Origin of the sequence: Polynucleobacter sp. es-MAR-4 (assembly GCF_018882055.1) — a bacterium.
GTDB lineage: Bacteria > Pseudomonadota > Gammaproteobacteria > Burkholderiales > Burkholderiaceae > Polynucleobacter.
This window is the reverse complement of the sequence record NZ_JACVPF010000001.1, coordinates 1149050-1167219: the sequence shown is the minus strand read 5'-3', so window position 1 is coordinate 1167219 and position 18170 is coordinate 1149050. Positions and strand designations below refer to the sequence as shown.

Below are 18170 nucleotides of genomic sequence, written 5' to 3'. Positions count from 1 at the left end.
TGCAGTTCTGCTATTTAGATTGTTGTTTCACCTTCGAACACGGTGATGGCTGGCCCAGTCATGATGACAGGCTGAGCAACTTCATTGATCATACCGCCCCAAGCAATTTGTAAATCGCCACCGCGGGTATGCACTTTGACGGGAGAGTCGAGTAAGCCGCGACGAATACCAGAGACCACTGCAGCGCACGCACCAGTGCCGCAGGCGAGAGTCTCACCAGCGCCACGCTCATAGACTCGCAACTTGATTTCATTGCGGTTCATAATTTGCATGTAGCCAGCATTTACTCTTTTCGGAAATGCTGCATCCTTTTCAATTGATGGGCCCTCTTCGAGTACGGGTGCACTATCAACATCACCTACTACTTGTACTGCGTGGGGATTGCCCATCGACAAGACGCCTATCCAGCTGTCGTGTGTAGCGGGCGTAGCAATAGGCAGCGCATAGAGCATTTCATGAAACTCTTGCTTGCTTGCTAAGCTGCCCGCATTAAATGGGATTTTGCTATGTTCAAAAATGGGCGCACCCATATCCACTTCCACCTGACCATCATCATGAGATCTCAAGGTAAGCACGGTATGCGCTACTTCTACGCGTAAGGGATTCTTGTTGGAAAGGCCTTGGTCAAGCACAAAGCGAACAAAGCAACGTGAACCGTTGCCGCATTGTTCAACTTCGCCGCCATCCGCATTAAAGATGCGATAACGAAAATCAGCATCTGAGCGTGTAGCTTTTTCAACGAGCAGAATTTGATCTGCACCAATCCCAAATTGGCGATGGGCTAGTTTTTGCCATTGCTCTCGAGTGATGTTGCTCAGATCTTGATCAATACCATTGAGCACAATGAAATCATTGCCAGCACCATGCATTTTGGTGAAGCGTAATGTGCGTGCGGACTTGTTTAAATTCGTGCTCAAAAGATTTCCAATTAGTTATAAAGACTAGGCTCGCCAGCTGGCCGATGCTTAAAGCGTTTATGTACCCAATAGTACTCTGCAGGCCTTTCGCGAACAAGGTCTTCGATATATTTATTCAGACGTGCGGTATCGGCTTCAACGTCATCGGTTGGAAAATTGGGTAGTGGTGCGCTGATATTGCAGGTATAACCCATGCGATCAGGATTTAATGTGGTGGTCATGAGGCAAACTTCTGCGCCACTGAGCCTAGCTAGGCGTGAGACTGAAGTGATCGTATTAGTTTGGATTCCAAAGAAGGGAACAAAAACAGAGTCACGGGGATCGAGATCAATATCAGGTGCAATAAAAATAAAGTTACCTGTTTGAATTTCACGAATCAAATCACGTAAGCGACTTTGACGCTCAATCGATTTACCACCGAAACGGTTTCTCCATTCAATCATCTTTTGATTAAAGAATGGGTTCTTCATGTTTTGGTAGAGGCCGGCACCACGAGGCCAATCATGCTGACTAGCCAAAACGGAAAGTGCCATAAAGCCGCCCTCAAGACCTACAAAGTGAGGATTGATTAAGAGGCGTGGCTTACGATCACCCAGCGTAATCGCAGAGTTAATGGTGACGATGTCGGTAATTTGTTTTCCGCTGCCAAGCCAAATTCGGCTTCTCTCAATGACACTGCGTCCAAATAATTTCCAATGCGCTAGTGCAAGCGAATTAATTTCACCTTCGCTCAGATTTGGGAAGCACAAACGCAAGTTCGTTTTCACAACCTTGGCGCGTTCGTTAGGAATATGGGCGGCTAGCCAGCCCAGCCCATAGCCAATATAGATGGTGAGGGCGTAAGGTAGAAAGGCAAAAAGACGCAGTAAGTTCAGCGCCAGAAAATTAAAAACGTTTTGTAACCAGGTCATGTTAAATAAATTATAAATTTATTAACTAATTGCTTGGTGGTAATTCTGCTCCGCTGGGGTGTTTGTAGCGGTTATAGGCCCAGATGAATTGATTGGGCGCTACTAGAATCGCATTCTCAATTGCAGCGTTGAGTTCGGCAGCAGCAAGCATGGAGTCTTCAGAGAGCGGCGCCAATCTCTTGGCCTGCATTAGCCAACCTTTGCCAAGACCTTTGCGTTTGGCGGTAAACATGACCACTGGTGTGTTGTTGCGATTGGCCAAGCGAGCCGGAAGTGGGGTTGTATAAGCAGGGCGCCCGAAGAAGGGTACCCAAACACCTTCGCCACCGCTAGGTACTTGATCCGGAAGAATGCCGATAGCTTCGCCGCGAGTGAGTGCTCGCGTCATTTGGCGCACGCCATTGAGGTTGGTTGGCACGAAATGCATATTCGGATATGCGCGACCCTCTTCCACCACTTCATTTAGCCAGTCTTGGCGTGAAGGGCGGTAAAGGATTGTGGCCGGGAAGTGCTGAGCTAAGACTCGGGGAATAATTTCAAAACCACCGAGGTGTGGTGTGAGCATGACTAAGCCATGCCCTTCGTTAATAGCTGTCTCGACGATGCCCCAATCCCTCACCTCGACTAGCTTGAGAGCTTTGGCTGGATTACGCCAGATCCATAGGCTGTCTGAGAAGAGTTGCCCTGATGCAGCTGCCGCACGCCAGATTTGCAGCGGTAGGTGATGGCTTTTAACGACCGCCTCATATTGGGGGCGAAAAAGCGATCGATATTGCTTCGAGCCTATATAGGCCAATATCCCTAAAGCTGCCCCAATTACCTGAACTAGGAATAAGGGCAAAACTGCAATTGCAGCGAGGGTTAGCTTGAGAAGGAGTTTGCGCACCCTCTAATGATATTCAATGCCAGCGCTAGGGCCAAATTTCCTGTGTCGCTTGATGAATAAGGCGTTTTTCGGATAGAATTCATGCATCGCTGAGTTAAGGCAACTTGCAGGGCGATTCATAAATTCTGCTAAAGCGTCGCCGTTGAAGTTCCTGGCACGTCGAGTTGTCCCATAGATCGTGTTAATTTTTAAAGGAATATGCAATGGCAAATGATTACTTCTTCACCTCAGAATCAGTTTCTGAAGGCCACCCCGATAAAGTAGCAGACCAAATCTCTGATGCCATTTTGGATTCAATCCTGGCTCAGGACCCAACTGCGCGCGTTGCGGCGGAAACATTGTGCAATACCGGCTTGGTGGTTCTGGCTGGTGAGATCACAACTAACGCCAATGTGGATTACATTCAGGTGGCTCGCAATACTTTGCGTGAAATTGGTTACGACAACACTGACTACGGTATTGATTACAAAGGTTGTGCCGTGTTGGTTGCTTATGACAAGCAAAGTCCTGACATCGCTCAGGGCGTAGATAAGGCGCATGATGACGGCTTAGATCAAGGTGCTGGTGACCAAGGTTTGATGTTTGGTTACGCCTGTGATGAAACTGCAGAACTCATGCCTTTGCCAATTCACTTGTCACACCGTTTGGTGGAGCGTCAGTCTCAATTGCGTCGTGATGGCCGTTTGAATTGGTTGCGTCCTGATGCGAAGTCACAAGTGACCTTGCGCTATGTGGATGGCAAGCCTGACTCAATCGATACAGTAGTTCTCTCTACGCAACATGATGAAGAAATTTCTCTCGAGAAATTGCGTGAAGCTGTAATCGAAGAAATTATCAAACCAGTATTGCCGAAGCACTTGATTAAAGGCGCGATTAACTTCTTGGTAAACCCAACAGGTCGATTTGTTATCGGCGGCCCGCAAGGCGATTGTGGTCTGACAGGTCGCAAGATCATTGTGGATACCTATGGCGGTGCGGCTCCTCACGGTGGTGGTGCGTTCTCTGGTAAGGATCCTTCCAAGGTTGACCGTTCTGCTGCCTATGCTGGTCGTTATGTAGCGAAGAACGTAGTTGCTGCTGGTTTAGCAAGCAAGTGCTTGATTCAGATTTCTTACGCGATTGGTGTTGCTAAACCAACTTCAGTGATGGTGAGCACCTTTGGTACCGGCAAGATCTCTGATGAGAAGATTGCGCAACTGGTATCTGAGCACTTTGACTTGCGTCCAAAAGGCATCGTCAAGATGTTGAATCTCTTGCGTCCGATTTATCGCAAGACTGCTGCCTATGGTCACTTTGGTCGTGAAGAGCCAGAATTTACTTGGGAACAGTGCGATAAGGCGCCTGCATTGCGTGCAGCTGCTGGCTTGTAATCTGCCTTCTAGGTAGTAAATTTGCAGTTTGTTTTGTATTGAGGCGAAATATGACGAAATTGATTACAATTTCGTCATACCTTCAAGGAGCGTTGCAAGGAATGCTGAGAACCAGCGTTTCCCCAGGCTTGAAGGGAGTGGACTCCTAGGTAACCCCAGAGTTTGCTAATTGCAACTGCGCTCGCTAACCCATGATTCAATGGCTAGCGAGTTTCTACTCCAGCATTGGATCGTATTTAGCTGGAGCATTCATGAGTACCGTTTCCGATTTAAACAACTTTGTAGCAACCCGTTGCGCTATTGCCGATATTTCTTTGGCTGACTTTGGTCGTAAAGAAATCGCCATTGCTGAAACTGAAATGCCAGGACTGATCGCGATTCGTGATGAGTTCGCATCACAGCAACCATTGCGTGGCGCACGTATTACTGGCTCATTGCACATGACCATTCAAACTGCAGTATTGATTGAGACTTTAGAGGCTCTCGGCGCTGAAGTGCAGTGGGCATCTTGCAATATTTTCTCTACACAAGATCACGCTGCTGCAGCAATTGCTGCTAACGGCACGCCAGTGTTTGCCATTAAGGGTGAAACCCTTGAGCAGTATTGGGATTACACCCACCGTATTTTTGAGTGGGCTGATGGTGGTTTCACCAACATGATTTTGGATGACGGCGGCGATGCTACTTTGTTATTGCACCTCGGTGCACGCGCTGAGAAAGATCAAGCTTGCTTGAATCACCCAACTAGCGAAGAAGAAACTATTTTGTTCGCAGCCATTAAAAAGAAATTGGCGCAAGATCCAACTTGGTACTCCACACGCCTAGAAAAAGTAAAAGGCGTAACTGAAGAAACTACTACCGGTGTACATCGCCTCTATCAGATGTTCGCAAAAGGTGACTTAAAGTTCCCAGCAATTAATGTGAACGACTCTGTTACTAAGAGCAAGTTCGATAACCTCTATGGTTGCCGTGAATCTTTAGTTGATGCGATCAAGCGAGCTACTGACGTCATGGTTGCTGGTAAGGTTGCAGTTGTTTGCGGTTACGGCGATGTGGGTAAAGGTTCAGCTCAAGCTCTACGTGCTTTGTCTGCTCAAGTTTGGGTTACTGAAGTAGATCCAATCTGCGCATTGCAAGCGGCCATGGAAGGCTACCGTGTTGTCACAATGGATTACGCCGCAGATAAGGCAGACATCTTTGTTTCTGCAACAGGTAACTACCATGTGATTACGCATGACCATATGGTGAAGATGAAGAATCAAGCCATTGTTTGTAACATTGGCCACTTCGATAACGAGATTGATGTTGCTGGTATCGAAAAATACAAGTGGGAAGAAATCAAGCCACAAGTAGATCACGTGATTTTCCCGGCAGCTAATGGCAATCCTGAGAAGCGCATCATCATCTTGGCTAAGGGCCGCTTAGTTAACTTGGGTTGCGGTACAGGACACCCATCTTATGTCATGAGCTCTTCATTTGCGAACCAAGTGATTGCACAGATCGAATTGTGGAATGCAGTTGGCACAGATAAATACCCAGTCGGTGTTTACACCTTGCCTAAGCATTTAGATGAGAAGGTTGCTCGTTTGCAGCTCAAGACATTGAATGCACAGTTAACTGTATTGTCAGATCAGCAAGCTTCTTACATTGGCGTAACGAAGGAAGGCCCATACAAGGCTGACCACTACCGTTATTAATTTGTACCCTTGCTGGATATTGTTCAATAGAGAAATAGAGATACAGGCCCAAGACCATGGAATTAAGCATTGAATTCTTCCCTCCAAAAACACCTGAAGGTGAGAGCAAGCTGCATCTCGTGCGCGAGCGTTTTAGTGAAACGCTCAAGCCCGCTTTTTATTCTGTGACCTTTGGTGCTGGTGGCTCTACTCAATCTGGCACATTAAAGGTGGTGAGCGACATTCATGCTGCAGGTGCAGCGGTTGCTCCCCACTTATCTTGTGTTGGTAGCTCACGTGAAAGCGTGCGCGAAATGTTGAAGCAATACCAAGCTTTAGGTGTTAAACGTATCGTAGCTTTACGTGGCGACTTACCATCTGGCATGGGTCAGTACGGTGAGTTCCATCACGCCAATGAATTGGTTGAGTTTATTCGTGCTGAAACTGGTGACTGGTTCCACATTGATGTAGCCGCTTATCCAGAAACTCATCCTCAGGCTAAGTCGCCAGCGACTGATGTGGATTTCTTTGTACAGAAGATGAAGGCTGGAGCCAATTCAGCAGTAACTCAGTATTTCTATAACAGCGATGCGTACTTCCGTTTTGTTGACGAGGCCTATGACTTGGGTGTTACTCAGCCAGTGATTGCTGGAATCATGCCAATCACTAACAGTACTCAGCTACTGCGTTTCTCTGATGCTTGTGGCGCCGAGATTCCGCGTTGGATTCGTTTGCGTTTGCAGTCCTATGGTGATGACACTGCTTCGATTCGTGCGTTTGGTGAAGAGGTGGTTACCGACCTTTGCGATCAGCTTTTAACTGCTGGTGCTCCAGGATTGCACTTCTATTCACTGAATCAGGCGGATGCTGTTCTAGCGATTGCAGACAATCTAAGTCTGAATAAGTAAGCCTGACTCAGTCAGCATGGCATCCAAAGGCTCATCATGTGTTTGGGCCTGCCATTGAGCATCATCTAATTTTTGCCAATCAAAGCCAATGCCTACACAGAGTAGGCTTGGTTTGGCTTTACGTAATTGGGCTAAGGTGCGGTCAAAGTAGCCACCCCCATACCCAAGCCGCCAATAGCGCGTTTTATCGCCCACCATCGATTCTGACCAGCCTACGCAGGGAATCAAGATGCAGTCTGGGGTGACTTGTGGTCTACGGGGATTATTGGGATCTGGCTCTGGTACACCGTGGCGACTTGGAATCAGTAGGTCACCTTCTTGCCAGGCATAAAAATCTAAATGTTTATCAGGGCGCGCAAAGGGAAGAGCTAGCGTTTTGCCTGTATGACTCTTCGCCCACGCCAATAGACTGGGGCGAGGATCAAGCTCATCTTGGATGGGGCAATACAGGGCGATAGATTGAACTTGAGAATCGTGGTCGGCTAGAAAGCTGACTAGGCTGGCCAAAATAGCTTCTTGTACCATGGGATAGCTTGCGCTAGCCGCAAACTGTTTTCTTTGGGCCAGTAAGTCCTGCCGTAGCGATTTTGGAGAATTGCCGTGCATATCGACCATTATCAGGCGAAAATTAAGAGATATAGTAAATCAACAAGGTAATACGGTGAAAAAGAGGTTTGATTTTTTTGGTGGTTGGCAAAGGGCATTGGGCGGAATGTTATTTTTGGCCCTAGCAGTTTCTGCGCCCAGCATTTCTGCGGAGAAGGCCAAGAAAACTGTTCCCGCTAAAGAAAGCAGAATTTCGGCCTTTGAGATTAATGAGGGTGATCGTACCTTTATTGAATTGCGTGAGGCTGCTAAACGAAATGATGTGGCTCGCGCGCAAACCCTAGCTGCCAGCCTCTCAAACTACCCATATGAGGACTACGTAGCCTACTTCCGCATCAAGCCCCAGTTATTTGATAGCGCAGGAGGCGCTCGCTCTGATAGCAATGCAGACCCACAAGTGATGGCATTTCTAAATCAATATCAAGGTACCGCTTTGGCTGATCGGATGCGCAATGATTGGTTGCTCGTTTTAGGTAAGCGTAAAGACTGGTCTCGCTTTGACGCCGAATATTCCAAGTTTGTTTTAGATGACGACACTCAGGTGAAGTGTTATTCACTGCAATCAAAGCTAGCCCAAGGTGAGAATCCAACAAAAGTTGCGATTGATGCGCGCGCAATATTGTTGGACCCACGCTATTTCGGTCAAGCTTGTCAGGAATTGGTGCCTATCTTGGTTGGTGCTGGAGGTATGACCCCTAGCGAAGCAAAAGCCATTGGTCGCGCTGCTAGCGAGATGGGCTTTGACACTATGTCTCGTCGCTTGGGTGGCGAAGATCCTATTGCCGATATTGTGAAAGCCGCCAAAGCCGATCCTGCAAAAGCGTTTAAAGATTTTTCACAAAATGCATCTCGCTATAGCAAAGAGAACCAGGCGGTAGCTTGGGGCGTGATTGGCCAATTTCTTGCCAAGAAATTAGATCCCAATGCAGATGATGCATATCGTCTACAACAAGAGCTGGGCTATAACGAACTACTCTCGACTGAAGGTCAGGAATGGAAGGTTCGTGCGGGCTTACGTGCCAAGGATTGGACGCTGGTAAAAAATGCAATTGAAGGCATGAATCCTGCGGTGCGTAGCAAAGATCCCGCTTGGACTTATTGGTATGCGCGTGCATTGAAAGTGGAGGGTCAAAATGAAAAAGCTCGCGAGAATCTTGAACTCGTTGCCGACCAGTACAACTTTTATGGACAGCTTGCACGAGAAGATCTAGGTAAATCAAATCATGCGCCTGCCCGCACCAAAGTTAGCGATGCAGAAATTGAGGCCATGTCCCAACGTAAAGGCTTTATCCGAGGTGAGCGCTTCTATGCCATGAATTTACGTTTTGAAGGCAACCGCGATTGGAATTGGGAGTTGCGCAATATGAGTGATAAGCAGTTGCTCGCAGCCGCTGAATATGCCAAGCGTATTGGCTTATATGACCGCGTGGTAAATACTGCAGATCGCACCAAGCAAGAGCACGACTTTAGCTTGCGTTACCCAACTCCATATCGTGATGAGCTATCACCCATTGCCAAGCAAATTGATTTGAACTTGGCTTGGGCTTATGGACTCATTCGTCAAGAGTCACGCTTCATCATGAATGCCTCTTCATCGGTTGGCGCTTCAGGCTTGATGCAGGTGATGCCCAATACTGCGAAGTATGTGGCCAAGAAAATTGGTATGACCTCCTATACCAATGACAAACTTGCCGATACCAATACCAACCTCACTTTGGGCAGCAATTACTTGAATATGGTCTTGGTAGATTTGGATGGCTCTTGGGTGTTGGCATCCGCAGCTTATAACGCCGGCCCATCACGATCTAAAACTTGGCGGGAAAAGCTCACCAGCCCAACAGAAGGGGCGATCTTTGCTGAAACTATCCCATTCAATGAAACACGAACTTATGTGAAAAACGTTTTGGCCAATGCAACGTATTATTCATCGGTGATGCATGGACAGACGCAGTCTTTAAAACAACGTTTAGGAGTAATTACTCCTAAAGCAGCAAACGCATCTGAGCTTCCTTAGTATTTCAACTACATTGGAGTTTTATGAAATATGACATTCTGCTAATTGGCGGTAACGGTTTTGTAGGCAGAGTCTTGGCTGCCCAATTGCAAGCAGAGGGCTATTCCGTTTTGTTGCCCACTAGACACTTAGCATCCGCACGTGAATTGCGCATGCTACCGAAGGTCCATTTAGAAGATGCCGACGTTCATGAGTTTAATGATTTGCAAGCACTTTGCTCACGAATTAAGCCTAATGGCGCAGTTATTAATTTGGTGGGCGTATTGCATGACAAGCCTGCACAGCCATACGGAAAAGTATTCGAAGCTGCACATGTAGAGCTCCCTAAAAATATCATTACTGCAATGCAGTTGCATGGTCTCAAGCGTTACTTGCACATGAGTGCATTGGGCGCGGATTCGAATGGTCCATCGATGTATCAGCGCAGTAAAGGTGATGGCGAAGCTGCAGTAAAAGCCAGCAAGCTCGATTGGACTATTTTTAGGCCTTCAGTGATTTTTGGTGCTCAAGATCAATTTATTAATTTGTTTTCCAAGTTAACGAAGTTATTTCCAGCGATGCCTTTGGCAAATTCTGGTGCACAGTTTCAGCCGGTGAGTGTTGATGATGTGGCTAGTGCATTTACCAAGTCTTTGAAAATGCCATCGACTATTCATCAATCTTATGATTTGGTGGGGCCTACCGTTTACACCATGAAAGAGATTGTGGAATTTGCTGCGCGCAAGGTCAATACAAAATGCGCGATCATTTCTGTGCCTGCTTTTGTTGGTTATCTTCAGGCTTTGGCTTTTGAATACCTGCCGGTTCCAACTCTGATGTCGCGCGACAATATTGCTTCAATGCAGGTACCAAATATCTTGCCGCTGAATGGTGTGGATGCCTTGACTAAAGTATTTGGCATTAGCCGTCGTACCTTAGAAGGCATGAAATAAACCCATGAAGATCTATGCAGTTGGTGGTGCTATTCGGGATACCCTCATGGGTTTGCCGGTACACGACATTGACTATGTAGTAGTTGGCTCAAGCGTAGAAGAAATGATTGCTCAGGGCTTTCGTCCGGTGGGCAAAGATTTTCCAGTCTTCTTGCACCCAGATACCCAAGCTGAATATGCCTTAGCTCGCACAGAGCGTAAAACAGGCAAGGGCTACAAAGGCTTTATGTTTTATGCAGACCCAACTGTCACCTTGGAGCAAGACTTAGAGCGTCGTGATTTGACGATTAATGCAATGGCGCAAGAGGTCGGTGCTGATGGTAAATGGGTGGGCCCTATTTTGGATCCCTACAACGGTCAGCAAGACTTGGCGGCTAGAGTATTTCGTCACGTGTCCGATGCGTTTGCTGAAGACCCTTTGCGTTTATTGCGTGTCGCTCGTTTTGCAGCGCGCTTTCCGGAGTTTACGGTTGCGCCAGAAACCATGGCTGCTTTGCAGGCTATCGTTCAGTCGAATGAATTGTCGGCACTCTCAGCTGAGAGAGTTTGGCAGGAGTTGGCTAGAGGCTTTACAGCCATCAAGCCCATGCGAATGTTCCAAGTTCTACTGGATACTGATGCAGCCAAGGTATTACTGCCGGTAATGCTGACATCCTGTTTGGCTAAAGAAGAATTCCGCGAACAGCTCATCGCACATTTACATGCAGTAGATAACCGTCTCGAAGATCGTTGCGCCGTTACTCTCATGTCTTTACCTGCTAGTGAAATTCGCTCATGGGCGGAGTGCGTCAAGATGCCAAATGAGGTGCGTGATTTCAGTGAAATATTTAGTGAGCTCAATATACTCATTGAGAAATCAGTCAATGATGCGGGTGTTAGCTATCAGCCTGCAGATATATTGACCTGGTTTAATCGTGCAGACGTTTGGCGTAAGCCTGAGCGTGGAAATGCTTTGTTGAATTTAGCAAAGCGTATTGGCTTGAATGTCAACGCTTTAATTTCAGCAATGCAAAATGCCCAATCGCTCAACACGGCCGAAATTATTGAAGGTGTTCCTGAAGACCAGAGAGCTAATGGTGAAAGAATTCGTAGTGCAGTAGATGCTGCGCGACTCTTGACTATTACTAAAGCAGTAAGTATTTAAAAGCTTACAGCCGATTTCTGCCTCGAAGGCCAGGTAGGTCTTCTAAGACGTGGTCTGGCAATACCTCAGACAGTTTCTTTGAGAATGCAAAGACTTTGAATAGCTCGCCCATCTCCGCTTCAGATAATAGTTTTTGCAGCGAGTTCGAAATAGGTAAGAAGGTTTCTGGGTTGCTAGGATCGCCAATCTCTAATGCAATATCGCCAATACCGGCATCTAGCAAATAAGACGCTTGATTGCTGAGATAGACATCATCAACTTCTTCCTTGAGTGCGCTGCGTGCAATCTGTGACCATTCCACGTGCGTTGTTAAATCGCATAGTCCCGGAAGGTGAAATGGATCTTGAATAGCGTGATGACGATGATGCGCCATGAGAGTGCCTTCTAGTCGTTGTGCATGGTAATACTCACTCTCCGGAAATCCGTAATCAAACGTGAGGAAAAGTCCGGTATCGAGATGCTTAGCTACTTGGCGCATCCAAGCATTTGCGGGCGCATGTAATTCAGTAACGTAGCCTTCAGAAAAGTTTCCGGTGAGCAAAGTCTCTGGAAGCAGTGACTGCTCAACGGGTTGTCCTGTCGACCAAGCAAGCTTGCCATCAATTACAGCGATGCCTTGTTGATACCAAAAGCCATTTTGAAAAATGATGGCGTCACAGGGGATGGCATCAATTACCTCGTTGGCCAGAATGATGCCCTTGAAGTTGCTAGGTAAAGAACTTAACCAATTGGATTGAGTAGATAGGGCTAGTTTCTCGGCAAGTTGCTTAAGGCGCGCTTCTTGTCTTTGGGTTAGGTCTGGCGAGATCTCAATGATGTCGTAGCGATCCAGGGAAAACTCAAGATCGTTCAGTCGGGTGAGAATGGATTCAGCCAATTTACCGGTGCCTGCGCCAAACTCCAGAATTTGGGTGGGGAGCCCTTGGGTTTGAAGGCCCTCCAGAATCGGTAAAAGGGTTTCTACGATGGCAGCGCCAAATAGGGGGGATAGCTCTGGGGCTGTCGTGAAATCACCGCCAGCACCCAATTTGTGGGCTCCAGCGCTGTAATAACCCATGCCTGGCTCATATAAAGCCATTTCCATATACCTTGAAAAGGGTATCCAGCCGCCATTAGAGGCGATTTCGGCCATTATTTTTTGGCTAAGAAGCTCTGTATGAGCCGTTTCTAGGCTGGTCAAGGTAATATCCATAGCTCGCTAGTCTAAGAGAATTTAAGTGAACTTGAGTTCAAACCTACAACCTCAGCAAAATAAAGCAGTTTTAGTGACCGGCGCTGCCAAGCGTCTTGGCCGAGAAATTGCCTTGGAATTTGCTCGTCAGGGCTGGGATATCGCGATTCATTATGGCCAGTCTGCCTCAGATGCCCAGGCTGCCGTTTCAGAAGTCCAAGGCTTGGGGCGTAAGGCTGTGGCATTTAAGGCTGACCTCGCTAGCGAAGCAGAAATCCATTCTCTGTTTTCCGCTGTTGTTGCTGAGTTTCAAAACCTCGAGTGTCTCGTGAATAGCGCTTCAATCTTTGAATATGATCGCGCTAATTCAGACACCCCACTCAGCGGTAAAAGTTTGCAAGACCACATGCAAGTCAATTTAGCAGCCCCTATTTTGCTATCTCAGTTGATGTTTGAATTTCAAAAGAGTCAGACAAAGAAAGCGGGGGAGAATAATTTATCAATCCCCTCGGTGATTCAACTGCTCGATCAAAAATTAATTAATCTCAATCCAGATTATTTGTCTTACACATTATCTAAAGCGGCACTGCTTACTTCAGTTGAGGTGCTGGCAGTAGATTTTGCTCCGCACTTGCGGGTGATTGGCTTGGCCCCTGGCATTACGCTGACTTCGGGCGATCAAACTGAATCAGGTTTTACTAAGGCGCATCAGATGACTCCATTAGGTAAGTCATCAACACCAAGTGATATTGCAAAAGCAGCCGTATTTTTAGCGAGCTCGAATGCGATCACTGGAACGACCTTATATGTGGATGGCGGACAACATCTGTTGCCATCATCACGCGATGTGATGTTTAAAACAAATTAAAAGTTAAAAAATTTATGCACGCTATTCTTTCTCATCCTGCTTTAGTTGATTGCCGCCGTTTATTTCTGCGTGACTATGAAATCTATATCAATATCGGTGTGCACGATTTTGAAAAGAAGGCTGAGCAGCGCGTCATTCTCAATGTAGATCTCTATATTCCTTTGAATATGAACACCCCTTCTAAAGACTTGTTGGAAGAGGTTGTAGATTACGACTTCATGCGTGAAACCATTAAGGCGCGGTCTTCCCAGGGCCATATCCATTTACAGGAAACTTTCTGCGATGACATCGTGACCGCAATGCTCTTGCATCCCAAGGTCATTGCTGCTCGAGTCAGCACGGCAAAGCCAGACGTTTATCCAGATTGCCACTCTGTTGGGGTTGAAGTATTTCGGATGAAGTAAGTTTAAAGAAAAGCCAGAAAAATTTAGTCGCTATGAGTGATATCCGTAAAGTCGTCTTCGAAGAAAACAAGCTTGAGAAAAAGCTCTGCCGTTTAGTTGGCCAGGCTATTGGTGACTTTGGCATGATCGAAGATGGTGACAAAGTGATGGTCTGTCTGTCAGGCGGCAAAGATAGCTATGCCATGCTCGATATTCTTTTGAAATTGCGCGAGCGCGCCCCAATTGATTTTGAAATTGTTGCTGTTAATTTGGATCAGAAGCAGCCAGGATTTCCGGCAGAAATTTTGCCTAACTATTTAAAAGCTTTGGGTGTTCAGTACCATATTGAAAATCAAGATACCTACAGCATCGTGAAGCGTGTAGTTCCGGAAGGTAAGACAACTTGTGGTCTTTGCTCTCGATTGCGTCGTGGGATTTTATATCGTGTTGCAGATGAGTTGGGTGCGACCAAAATTGCTTTAGGCCATCATCGCGATGACATCTTAGAAACATTGATGTTGAATATGTTCTTTGCGGGCAAGCTCAAAGGTATGCCACCAAAGTTGCGATCTGATGATGGCAAGCATATTGTTATTCGTCCTCTCGCTTACGTTCCTGAAAAGTTGCTTGAACGTTATGCGGTAGATATAAACTTCCCCATTATTCCGTGCAATCTCTGTGGCAGTCAGCCAAACTTGCAGCGCGGTGCTATGAAAGAGATGCTGCGCGATTGGGAGAAAAAGCACCCAGGGCGCGTCGAGAATCTATTCCGCTCAATGCACCATATCGTGCCATCCCATTTAATGGATGGAGAGGCTTTTGATTTCAAGAATCTCGAGATTTCTACAGAGCTATCGGGCATTGCCGCAAGATCGGCTGGCGACAAAGCGATTGATGAGACAGAAATTGATGAAATAGCCTGTGGAACGTTGATTCAGGGGTCTTATAATCCCTCTTTATGAACATCGTTATTTTGGCTGCTGGGCAGGGAAAGCGGATGAAGTCCGCATTACCCAAGGTTCTTCAAACCTTGGCCGGGAAACCCCTTCTTCAGCACGTGCTCAACACAGCCTTAGATCTGCAGGGTAAAAGCACTAAAACTGGCCCCATTGTTGTTGTTGGTCACGGCGCGGCCGATGTTAAAGAGTTTCTTCAAATTACCACCGAGCAGGATTCTCGCTTTGGCAAGGTTGGCACTGCATTGCAGGCCGAGCAAAAAGGAACGGGCCACGCTTTATTACAAGCGCTGCCTAAGCTGGATGTAAATGAACCTACTTTGGTTCTCTATGGCGATGTGCCTCTTACAAGTAAAAAGACGCTTTCTAAATTAGCTAAATTGGCTGATGGTGTACGTGGTCAAGATTCTGCTTTGGCGCTCCTGACTCAAAATCTCAGCAATCCAACAGGCTATGGCCGCATCGTGCGAGATATCGATGGTTCGGTAATGGCGATTGTCGAAGAAAAAGATGCATTGCCTGAGCAAAAGCGTATTCAAGAAATCAATACCGGCATCATGGTTCTGCCAACCAATTCACTTAAGAAATGGTTGAAGTCTTTGCGAGCCAGCAATGCCCAGGGCGAATACTATTTAACTGATGTTATCGCGATGGCGGTTAAAGACAGCGTGCCTATTCGCACTGCACAAGCCGATGCTGAGTATGAGATCGTTGGTGTCAATAGTCGAGATCAGTTGGCTGCGTTAGAGCGAGTACATCAACTCAATCAAGCGAATGCATTAATGGACGCCGGTGTTTCCTTGGCTGACCCAGCGCGCATCGATATCCGCGGAACGCTAGAGTGCGGTACCGATGTCTTTATTGATGTAGGTTGTGTATTTGAAGGTTGCGTAACTCTAGCTGCTGGCACAAAAGTGGGCCCGTACTGCATTATTCGCAATAGCGTGATTGGTAAGAATGTCACTATTCACCCATACAGCCATATTGACGGTGCAAAAGTTGGCGCAAGTTCGCTGATCGGGCCTTATGCTCGCTTACGCCCGGGTGCTGACTTGGCGAATGATGTGCACATTGGTAATTTTGTAGAAGTGAAGAACAGTAAGATTGCCGCCAGTAGCAAAGCTAATCACTTAGCTTATGTGGGTGATTCGATTGTTGGATCAAGAGTGAATATCGGTGCAGGTACGATTACCTGCAACTACGATGGTGTCAATAAACATCAAACGATTATTGAGGATGATGTCTTCATTGGTTCGGATACTCAGTTGGTTGCCCCAGTGCGTGTTGGCCGTGGCGCTACATTGGGTGCTGGCACGACCCTGACTAAAGATGCGCCACCGAATCAACTTACCGTGTCGCGCGCTAAGCAAATCTCTTTACAGTGGCAACGCCCGGTAAAGAAGGTGGTGACCAAGAAAGTTGCCACTAAAAAATCTGTGAAAGCTAAAAAATAATGTGCGGAATCGTTGGCGCAGCATCGCGCAAGAATATTGTTGAAGTATTGATCGAAGGCCTACGTCGCCTTGAATATCGCGGTTACGACTCATGTGGTTTTGCTGTAATTAATGGCGATGATGCCAAGCATCCAATTGAACGTGCCCGTACGACTGCTCGCGTTTCTGAGTTAGCAGAGCAGGGCAAGGATTTTCATGGCACTTTAGGTATTGCACATACCCGATGGGCAACACACGGCAAGCCCGATACACAAAATGCACATCCCCATATTTCTGGTGGACTAATCGCTGTAGTGCATAACGGCATTATTGAGAACTACGAATCACTGCGTACAGAGTTGAAGTCTGCGGGCTATGTATTTACATCTGAAACTGATACTGAGGTAATTGCGCATTTAGTTCATCAAGCCTATGTGTCTAGCAAGCAAGTTGATTTAGTGGCTTCTGTTCAATCGGTATTGCCGCGCTTACATGGCGCCTATGCGATCGGTGTGATTGCGCAAGATCGTCCAGATGTTTTAGTCGGTGCGCGCGTTGGCTCTCCATTGGTTGTTGCCCTTGGTAAAAATGAAAACTTCCTTGCGTCTGATGCACTAGCTTTAGCTGGCCGTGCACATTCGATGATGTATCTCGAAGAAGGTGATGTCGCCATTCTGAAGGCTGACGGTATTGAGATCCTTGATCAAGCTGGAAAATCTGTGCAGAGAGAGCATAAGGCTATGCCTGCACAAGCTGACTCAGTAGATCTAGGCCCTTATCAGCACTACATGCAAAAAGAGATTTTTGAGCAGCCAGGAGCGATCGGCGATACGCTAGCTAACATTGTCAGTTTTGGTCCGGAGCTCTTTAACGCTGATCCTGAGCAGTGGAAGAAGTTTGATCAAATTTTGATATTAGCTTGCGGCACTAGTTACTACTCTGCTTGTGTTGCTAAATATTGGTTAGAGGATTTGGCTGGTATTCCGACTCAAGTTGAGATTGCGAGCGAGTATCGCTATCGCACTACCGTTCCTAATCCGAATACATTAATTGTGGTGGTGTCCCAGTCTGGTGAGACTGCAGATACTTTGGCAGCCTTGCGTCATGCGCAGTCCTTGGGTCATCAATACACCCTGGCGATTTGCAACGTAGCTAGTAGCGCCATGGTTCGCGAAACGAATTGGAATTTCTTGACCAAGGCTGGCACTGAAATTGGCGTGGCTTCTACTAAAGCCTTCACCACTCAATTAGTTGCCCTCTATCTGCTGGCTGTTTCATTGGCTAAGCGCGCAGGCAAGGTCAGCCCCGAGCAAGAAAAAGAGCTTTTGCGTGACTTGCGCCATTTGCCAAAAGCGTTGCATGCAGTCTTAGCGCTTGAGCCGCAGATCATGGCTTGGAGTGCTGCATTTGCTAAATGTGAAAATGCTTTGTTTTTGGGCCGCGGCATGCATTACCCAATTGCCCTTGAAGGTGCGCTCAAGTTAAAAGAGATTTCATATATTCATGCTGAAGCTTATCCAGCAGGCGAGTTGAAGCATGGACCTCTTGCACTCGTTACCGAGAAGATGCCAGTTGTTACTGTAGCGCCTAATGATGACTTGCTGGAAAAGCTCAAATCCAATATGCAGGAAGTCAAAGCCCGTGGCGGTAAGTTGTACGTCTTTGCAGACCAAGATACCGAAATTACCAGTAGCGAAGGCATCAACGTGATTCGCTTGCCTGAGCACTATGGAAATCTTTCCCCAATCTTGCATGTAGTTCCACTGCAACTACTGGCGTATCACACCGCTTGCGCCCTGGGTACTGATGTAGACAAGCCGCGTAATCTCGCAAAGAGCGTTACCGTCGAGTAATTTCTCTGGGGTGGATTCACCTCAAAATTCCAAGTAACTTCATTAACCCAGGCGTAATCCAATCAACTGGGTTTATTCCCTTGATTCTGTAGGGTCTTGCAATTAGTACGAACTAGTACTAAACTAGTACGCATACAGACTA

The 18170-nt window shown here is 46.9% G+C and carries 16 protein-coding genes and 1 riboswitch; of the genes, 11 read left to right on the top strand and 5 right to left on the bottom strand.

Going from position 1 to position 18170, the window contains the following annotated elements:
- Window positions 1-14: 14 nt before the first annotated feature.
- Genes dapF through ICN16_RS05880 form a run of 3 tightly spaced genes read right to left on the bottom strand, consistent with a single transcriptional unit; the run spans window position 15 to window position 2714 of the window.
- Window positions 15-869 carry a diaminopimelate epimerase gene (gene dapF / locus ICN16_RS05890; RefSeq protein WP_216135690.1) on the bottom strand — a complete coding sequence of 285 codons (855 nt, stop codon included), beginning with the start codon at window positions 867-869 and terminating at the stop codon, window positions 15-17.
- Between the two features lie 59 nt (window positions 870-928).
- Complete coding sequence (locus ICN16_RS05885; RefSeq protein ID WP_216135445.1) at window positions 929-1828, bottom strand: lipid A biosynthesis acyltransferase; 900 nt, start codon at window positions 1826-1828, stop codon at window positions 929-931.
- 25 nt (window positions 1829-1853) lie between these two features.
- On the bottom strand, window positions 1854-2714 hold the full coding sequence (locus tag ICN16_RS05880) for a lysophospholipid acyltransferase family protein (protein WP_216135444.1): 861 nt from the start codon (window positions 2712-2714) through the stop codon (window positions 1854-1856).
- Window positions 2715-2917: 203 nt separating this feature from the next.
- Between ICN16_RS05880 and metK the strand changes: the two genes are divergently transcribed.
- The 3 genes from metK (at window position 2918) to metF (ending at window position 6668) form a co-directional block, all read left to right on the top strand.
- Window positions 2918-4084: a methionine adenosyltransferase gene (gene metK / locus ICN16_RS05875; protein ID WP_215302209.1), complete on the top strand. Its 1167-nt coding sequence runs from the start codon at window positions 2918-2920 to the stop codon at window positions 4082-4084.
- Window positions 4085-4162: 78 nt separating this feature from the next.
- A riboswitch (S-adenosyl-L-homocysteine riboswitch) is annotated at window positions 4163-4274 on the top strand.
- 61 nt (window positions 4275-4335) lie between these two features.
- On the top strand, window positions 4336-5781 hold the full coding sequence (ahcY, locus tag ICN16_RS05870; protein WP_215334063.1) for an adenosylhomocysteinase: 1446 nt from the start codon (window positions 4336-4338) through the stop codon (window positions 5779-5781).
- Between the two features lie 56 nt (window positions 5782-5837).
- Complete coding sequence (metF, locus tag ICN16_RS05865; RefSeq protein ID WP_216135443.1) at window positions 5838-6668, top strand: methylenetetrahydrofolate reductase [NAD(P)H]; 831 nt, start codon at window positions 5838-5840, stop codon at window positions 6666-6668.
- Here the strand turns inward: metF and ICN16_RS05860 are convergent.
- Window positions 6651-7274: a 5-formyltetrahydrofolate cyclo-ligase gene (locus ICN16_RS05860; RefSeq protein ID WP_255533622.1), complete on the bottom strand. Its 624-nt coding sequence runs from the start codon at window positions 7272-7274 to the stop codon at window positions 6651-6653. The genes metF and ICN16_RS05860 overlap by 18 nt on opposite strands.
- A 106-nt stretch (window positions 7275-7380) precedes the next feature.
- Here ICN16_RS05860 and ICN16_RS05855 point away from each other — a divergent pair, with 106 nt between their 5' ends.
- The 3 genes from ICN16_RS05855 to ICN16_RS05845 are packed head-to-tail and all read left to right on the top strand — an operon-like array spanning window position 7381 to window position 11364.
- Complete coding sequence (locus ICN16_RS05855) at window positions 7381-9288, top strand: lytic transglycosylase domain-containing protein (protein WP_216135689.1); 1908 nt, start codon at window positions 7381-7383, stop codon at window positions 9286-9288.
- Between the two features lie 23 nt (window positions 9289-9311).
- Window positions 9312-10220, top strand: a complete 909-nt coding sequence (locus ICN16_RS05850; protein ID WP_216135439.1) for a complex I NDUFA9 subunit family protein — start codon at window positions 9312-9314, stop codon at window positions 10218-10220.
- A 4-nt stretch (window positions 10221-10224) separates the two neighbouring features.
- Complete coding sequence (locus ICN16_RS05845; protein WP_216135436.1) at window positions 10225-11364, top strand: polynucleotide adenylyltransferase; 1140 nt, start codon at window positions 10225-10227, stop codon at window positions 11362-11364.
- A gap of 4 nt (window positions 11365-11368) precedes the next feature.
- Here the strand turns inward: ICN16_RS05845 and ICN16_RS05840 are convergent, their stop codons facing one another.
- Window positions 11369-12448, bottom strand: a complete 1080-nt coding sequence (locus ICN16_RS05840) for a class I SAM-dependent methyltransferase (RefSeq protein ID WP_255533621.1) — start codon at window positions 12446-12448, stop codon at window positions 11369-11371.
- Window positions 12449-12581: 133 nt separating this feature from the next.
- Between ICN16_RS05840 and ICN16_RS05835 the strand changes: the two genes are divergently transcribed.
- The 5 genes from ICN16_RS05835 to glmS are packed head-to-tail and all read left to right on the top strand — an operon-like array spanning window position 12582 to window position 18028.
- Window positions 12582-13403 (top strand): SDR family oxidoreductase, encoded by an 822-nt coding sequence (locus tag ICN16_RS05835; RefSeq protein ID WP_216135434.1) that lies wholly within the window; start codon window positions 12582-12584, stop codon window positions 13401-13403.
- A gap of 14 nt (window positions 13404-13417) precedes the next feature.
- Window positions 13418-13807, top strand: a complete 390-nt coding sequence (locus ICN16_RS05830; protein WP_216135433.1) for a dihydroneopterin aldolase — start codon at window positions 13418-13420, stop codon at window positions 13805-13807.
- Between the two features lie 32 nt (window positions 13808-13839).
- Window positions 13840-14748, top strand: coding sequence for a tRNA 2-thiocytidine(32) synthetase TtcA (ttcA, locus tag ICN16_RS05825; protein ID WP_216135432.1), 909 nt, complete (start codon window positions 13840-13842; stop codon window positions 14746-14748).
- Entirely contained in the window at window positions 14745-16196 is a 1452-nt protein-coding gene (glmU, locus tag ICN16_RS05820; protein ID WP_216135431.1) for a bifunctional UDP-N-acetylglucosamine diphosphorylase/glucosamine-1-phosphate N-acetyltransferase GlmU, read from the top strand. Before ttcA ends, glmU begins: the two co-directional genes overlap by 4 nt.
- Window positions 16196-18028 (top strand): glutamine--fructose-6-phosphate transaminase (isomerizing), encoded by a 1833-nt coding sequence (gene glmS, locus ICN16_RS05815; protein ID WP_216135429.1) that lies wholly within the window; start codon window positions 16196-16198, stop codon window positions 18026-18028. The genes glmU and glmS overlap by 1 nt, the downstream gene beginning before the upstream one ends.
- The last annotated feature ends 142 nt before the right edge of the window (window positions 18029-18170 follow it).

What these genes read in the sequence shown, in the direction of transcription:
- dapF (WP_216135690.1), bottom strand. Translation starts at nt 869, where the DNA reads ATGCATGGTGCTGGCAATGATTTCATTGTGCTCAATGGTATTGATCAA.
- ICN16_RS05885 (WP_216135445.1), bottom strand. Translation starts at nt 1,828, where the DNA reads ATGACCTGGTTACAAAACGTTTTTAATTTTCTGGCGCTGAACTTACTG.
- metK (WP_215302209.1), top strand. Translation starts at nt 2,918, where the DNA reads ATGGCAAATGATTACTTCTTCACCTCAGAATCAGTTTCTGAAGGCCAC.
- ahcY (WP_215334063.1), top strand. Translation starts at nt 4,336, where the DNA reads ATGAGTACCGTTTCCGATTTAAACAACTTTGTAGCAACCCGTTGCGCT.
- metF (WP_216135443.1), top strand. Translation starts at nt 5,838, where the DNA reads ATGGAATTAAGCATTGAATTCTTCCCTCCAAAAACACCTGAAGGTGAG.
- ICN16_RS05860 (WP_255533622.1), bottom strand. Translation starts at nt 7,274, where the DNA reads ATGCACGGCAATTCTCCAAAATCGCTACGGCAGGACTTACTGGCCCAA.
- ICN16_RS05855 (WP_216135689.1), top strand. Translation starts at nt 7,381, where the DNA reads ATGTTATTTTTGGCCCTAGCAGTTTCTGCGCCCAGCATTTCTGCGGAG.
- ICN16_RS05850 (WP_216135439.1), top strand. Translation starts at nt 9,312, where the DNA reads ATGAAATATGACATTCTGCTAATTGGCGGTAACGGTTTTGTAGGCAGA.
- ICN16_RS05845 (WP_216135436.1), top strand. Translation starts at nt 10,225, where the DNA reads ATGAAGATCTATGCAGTTGGTGGTGCTATTCGGGATACCCTCATGGGT.
- ICN16_RS05840 (WP_255533621.1), bottom strand. Translation starts at nt 12,448, where the DNA reads ATGGAAATGGCTTTATATGAGCCAGGCATGGGTTATTACAGCGCTGGA.
- ICN16_RS05830 (WP_216135433.1), top strand. Translation starts at nt 13,418, where the DNA reads ATGCACGCTATTCTTTCTCATCCTGCTTTAGTTGATTGCCGCCGTTTA.
- ttcA (WP_216135432.1), top strand. Translation starts at nt 13,840, where the DNA reads ATGAGTGATATCCGTAAAGTCGTCTTCGAAGAAAACAAGCTTGAGAAA.
- glmU (WP_216135431.1), top strand. Translation starts at nt 14,745, where the DNA reads ATGAACATCGTTATTTTGGCTGCTGGGCAGGGAAAGCGGATGAAGTCC.
- glmS (WP_216135429.1), top strand. Translation starts at nt 16,196, where the DNA reads ATGTGCGGAATCGTTGGCGCAGCATCGCGCAAGAATATTGTTGAAGTA.